Source organism: Rugamonas sp. (assembly GCF_025354735.1).
Classification (GTDB): domain Bacteria; phylum Pseudomonadota; class Gammaproteobacteria; order Burkholderiales; family Burkholderiaceae_D; genus Rugamonas.
The window spans coordinates 1-4,235 of the sequence record NZ_JANXMI010000098.1 but is presented as its reverse complement, the minus strand read 5'-3'; the positions used below and the strand labels follow the sequence as shown (position 1 = coordinate 4,235).

The window sequence follows — 4,235 nt, the reverse complement described above, 5'->3', positions numbered from 1 at the left end:
AGCGCGTTCACTTCGTCGACGACCTGTCGCACAAGAATCGCCTGCTCGATCACATCCTGCGCGACGAGACGATGGATCAGGCAGTCGTGTTCACCGCCACCAAGCGTGACGCCGACACCATCGCCGACCGCCTGAACATCGCCGGCTTCTCGGCCGCCGCCCTGCACGGCGACATGCACCAGGGCGCGCGCAACCGCACGCTCGACGGCATGCGCCGCGGCCAGGTCAAAGTGCTGGTCGCCACCGACGTCGCCGCCCGCGGCATCGACGTACCGACCATCACCCACGTGTTCAACTACGACCTGCCGAAGTTCCCGGAAGATTACGTCCACCGCATCGGCCGCACCGGCCGCGCCGGCCGCAACGGCCTGGCGATCTCGCTGGTGAACCATGCTGAAGGCATGAACGTCAAGCGCATCGAACGCTTCACCAAGCAGCTCATTCCGGTCAACGTCGTCGAAGGTTTCGAGCCGAAGAAAACGGCATCGGCGGCCCGCTCGACCTCGCGTCCAGGCGGCTGGAAGCCGGGCGACAACCGCAGCGCGGCGGCCAAGCCAGGCCAGCGCACGTTCAGCAAGCCGGGCGCACCGCGCGAAGGCGGCACGGGCAGCGGCTACAAAGGCAGCAACCCGCGCAGCACCGACGGCGCCCGTCGCACCTACGGCGATCGTTAATCGACAGCCGCAGCGATAGCATGCATTAAAAATGGCCACCGGAGCGATCCGGTGGCCATTTTTTTCGTACTGCGAAACTTGAGCCGCCGCGATGGCGGTCAAGCGGTCCCGAGCGCACTGACCATCACGTAATACCCATCGAGATCACGGAGCGCGAATTCGCGCGTTCCCGTGTCGGGGTTCAAATGCGGCTCCTCCTCCAGTCCATCGACCAGGACGCGCGCCCTCAGCAGCGCCTCATCGAAGTCATCCACCCGAAAGAACAAGAGCAAACCATTGCCAGGCTGAGCGTGGTCGGGACTGGTCAGTGTCGGATGTCCGTGGCGGCCCCACTGGTGAAGGCACAGCAAGACCGTACCGTCGGCGTCCACAATCTGCCCGAAGTAATCGTGAGCAGGACTCGTTGCCGATTGCCCGAACAGCGACTGATACCACTTGAAGCTACGAGCGACATCAGCAACGCCGATGATAATCCACGTGCGTTTCACAGACGCCTCCACCTATTCGACATTTTATCAACCGAGCAATTTATAGCGGCGATCAGACCGATAAGTCATTTCGCACTGCGTTACACCAAAGCTTACTCATTGGAATTTAATGTCGCAGCGGCTGCAATATCAATGACCGCTTCCGCCCCAAAGCGGACGTTGACGCGCGCAACTAAACACCACATGAGTTCGGCCGACTGGCTGTGCCGGCCTTTAGTCAATCTTAGCAGGCACCGAGATGTCGCAGATGCTGAAATCCGCGCCTTTCTTCCGCCGAACCTTTTCAATTAAAGTGCTTAACGCTTTGCCGGCCATAACGCTTACCTTGGGCCGCTCGGCCGCAGGCAGCTCCGAGAGCAAGCGCACCGTTCGCATGAAGTCGGGGCTGGCAGGAGGTTCGCCCAGTTTTAGCGCCTTTAGAGCGTCCATTCCGACCACCACACGTCCTACCACGGTGTATTCATGGTCCATGTCGCGGGCCGCGTCGAGCACGAAATAAAATTCGCTATTCGCCGAGTCCAAAGGCTTGTCACGCCCCATCGCCATGGCGCCTGCGCAGTGCGCGCCCCAGGCAAGCGAGGTTTGCTGCTCCGCAGAAAAGGGTAAGGATTGAAACGGCACGCTACCGATGAAACCACTGACCGTGTCGCTGGACTTGATAGCCCAAGCTACCGTGGCCTTGCTCTGATGCTTGAAAGTCATCTCCGGCGCCAGATTGGGATGGGCCGACTTGCCATTATCTTTATTATCTGGATTTCCGGTCTGTGCGACGAAGTGCGCGATTACGCGATGGAATTGCAAGCCGTCATAGACTTTCTCGCGCGCCAGTAGTTTCACGCGCTCAACGGCTTTAGGTGCCATCTCCGGTCGCAATTCGATTATCAAGCGGCCTTTGGTGGTATCAATCACGAGCGTATTTTCGGAGTCAAGCGCACGCCAGGTTTGCTGGGCGTGGCACAGAGGACTCATGCAGAGCACTACGAACCAAATAGAGTTTCGGAATATTTTCAAGGAAAGCTCTCTCGTGTAGAAAAGTGAAAAGGCCGGCCGCAAGGCAACCAGTGACAAGTAGACCTGAGCGATTTTCACCTCTGAATGTCCGTATATGGCCGATTGTACCTATTCACGCCGTCGGCACTACCCTAATTTTATTCTTTCTTTTTTATCAGGCCGGCCAATGAGGCAAACGGATTGTGCGTTGCCGGCGCGACCTCGGCCGATTTCAGACTATGTCCCCGGTCGGCCTCAAGATAACGCGAGTGTTCGTTATCGTGGCAGTAAAGGCACAGCAATTCCCAGTTGCTTCCATCAGGCGGATTGTTGTCGTGATTGTGGTCACGATGGTGCACTGTCAGTTGCGACACATTGGCATGCGTGAATTCGCGCATACAGCGCCCACATATCCACGGATACATTTTCAGCGAGCGCTCGCGATAGCCTAGCTCGCGCTGGTCGGCTGCGCGCCGTGCGTCGGCCACAATTTTATCCAGCCGCGCGGCGTCAGGCTTTTTCCCAATGGTCATGCTTATTTCCTTCCCTTGCTATTAGATTTTGGTCATCAACGCCCACCGTCGGCCGGCTCGGCCGCTGGTGCCCCAAAGCGGCCATAGCAATTTTCTCATGCATTATTCGCTGGATAATTCGAACAATAAAATAGTCCAAGTAACATCAGGAAATTCCATTATTGATGTGTTGCTCAATTCTATTTTGAAAAATCCAAGAGACGCCAAAATAGCGCTTATATATGTCGTGGAGTGATTTTTAAAAAACCTCCCGTCTTTGTCACGAACACCTTTGAGTAATTCAGGCCGCATCAGTGGCACTGATAAAAGTATTCTCCCATTCGGCTTCAGTATTCTACGCATCGACATACACGCCGCCAAGAACTCATCTTGATAAATATGCATCAATACAGCGCTACAAACGAGTCCATCGAATTTCTCAACAAATGGTACATCAATTATGGGTAGAGAACCACCATGTAGCCGATCAGCCAGACCAGGATGATTTGTTAAAGAAAATTTCCGAATCGAATCGTTTGGTTCAACTCCATAAGCGTCGAAGCCATTTTCTAATAATATTGTAAGGTCCCGACCAGAACCAGAACCAATATCAAGAATCTTATCTCCAATGCGGAATGCTAATTTGAAGTACCTGGATATTGCGCTCTGCGGCGACTCATCTTTTATCGCACCGTCGTGGACGTAACGGTTATAGAAATTGTCAGTAGGCAGGCCCATATTTATATCTCGATATTTATTTTTTCAAAAAAATTAAAATATTATTAGAAATGCTAATCTTGCGCAATGCGCCTTGCCAATCTGCTCACGGCGCAACGGGCAGTTTCCTATGCTTATCAGCTTATGGCCGGTCGCGGTCTTGCGGTATTCATCTCTCTATCACGTTCTAAGTTTTAGCCTTAGTTTATTCAAGAGCCAAGCACATCCTAGCACTAGAAGTACAGCAGGAACCGTGAGTATCAACACCTTCACCATAGGCGCATGCAACCACATAACTACGGAGACAGCATAAATCCCACCCAGCGCCACAGCAAGTACGTTCATTGTCCCAGCTAACACACACACAGCGCGTAACCCAGTATTTTTGGAAGCGTGCTCATTTGAATTCGCATATGGTTAAGCTCGGAAAACGAATGTCTGCTGCTGGCCGTCACACGTCATAGCTAAATGCCGTCAACTGGCAGCTAGGCTCCAGACGGAGTCGGAAGCCATAAGGAACCGGTCGGCTAATGTCATAACGCCCAGCGAATAGATTGGCCGCCGCGAACTCGATAAATTTACCATCCTTTCCGGTTACCACTCTCGCACCGGAACTACCTAAGAGATTTAAGAGCACCACGAGCTCTGCAATTCCTTCGCACCGAATCGCCAACTCTACATCACCGGCCATCGGCCAAATCATGAGCGTTAAACTTAAGGTGAGCTCTAATAACTCGATTTTGACGGCGTAAAGCGGTGAGCAGGGCGCTTGCCCAATGTCGGCGGTTGTAACGGCCGATCCGGCGACGCGTGGGAAATGGCAAGGCAAGGAACAAACTGGGCGATCTGGGGGC

At 54.0% G+C, this 4,235-nt stretch carries 6 protein-coding genes; 1 reads left to right on the top strand and 5 read right to left on the bottom strand.

Annotation, left to right across the window (positions count from 1 at the left end; genetic code table 11):
- Window positions 1-674, top strand: a 674-nt coding sequence (locus Q0S71_RS08690; protein WP_295993984.1) for a C-terminal helicase domain-containing protein, incomplete at its 5' end; no start/stop codon positions are given.
- A 98-nt stretch (window positions 675-772) separates the two neighbouring features.
- On the opposite strand, the gene Q0S71_RS08685 is transcribed toward Q0S71_RS08690, so the two are convergent.
- The 5 genes from Q0S71_RS08685 to Q0S71_RS08665 all read right to left on the bottom strand — a co-directional run.
- Complete coding sequence (locus Q0S71_RS08685) at window positions 773-1,162, bottom strand: VOC family protein (protein WP_295993983.1); 390 nt, start codon at window positions 1,160-1,162, stop codon at window positions 773-775.
- A 213-nt stretch (window positions 1,163-1,375) separates the two neighbouring features.
- Window positions 1,376-2,251: a peptidylprolyl isomerase gene (locus Q0S71_RS08680; protein WP_295993982.1), complete on the bottom strand. Its 876-nt coding sequence runs from the start codon at window positions 2,249-2,251 to the stop codon at window positions 1,376-1,378.
- A gap of 59 nt (window positions 2,252-2,310) precedes the next feature.
- Entirely contained in the window at window positions 2,311-2,685 is a 375-nt protein-coding gene (locus Q0S71_RS08675; protein ID WP_295993981.1) for a YajD family HNH nuclease, read from the bottom strand.
- A gap of 102 nt (window positions 2,686-2,787) precedes the next feature.
- A complete protein-coding gene (locus Q0S71_RS08670) occupies window positions 2,788-3,402 on the bottom strand; it encodes a bifunctional 2-polyprenyl-6-hydroxyphenol methylase/3-demethylubiquinol 3-O-methyltransferase UbiG (protein ID WP_295993980.1) in 615 nt (204 codons plus the stop codon).
- 430 nt (window positions 3,403-3,832) lie between these two features.
- Window positions 3,833-4,235: hypothetical protein (locus Q0S71_RS08665; RefSeq protein ID WP_295993979.1), on the bottom strand; the 403-nt coding region annotated here is incomplete at its 5' end.

Bases quoted from the DNA above. Each gene is read 5' to 3' on its own strand.
- Q0S71_RS08670 (WP_295993980.1), bottom strand. From the start codon at position 3,402: ATGGGCCTGCCTACTGACAATTTCTATAACCGTTACGTCCACGACGGT.
- Q0S71_RS08675 (WP_295993981.1), bottom strand. From the start codon at position 2,685: ATGACCATTGGGAAAAAGCCTGACGCCGCGCGGCTGGATAAAATTGTG.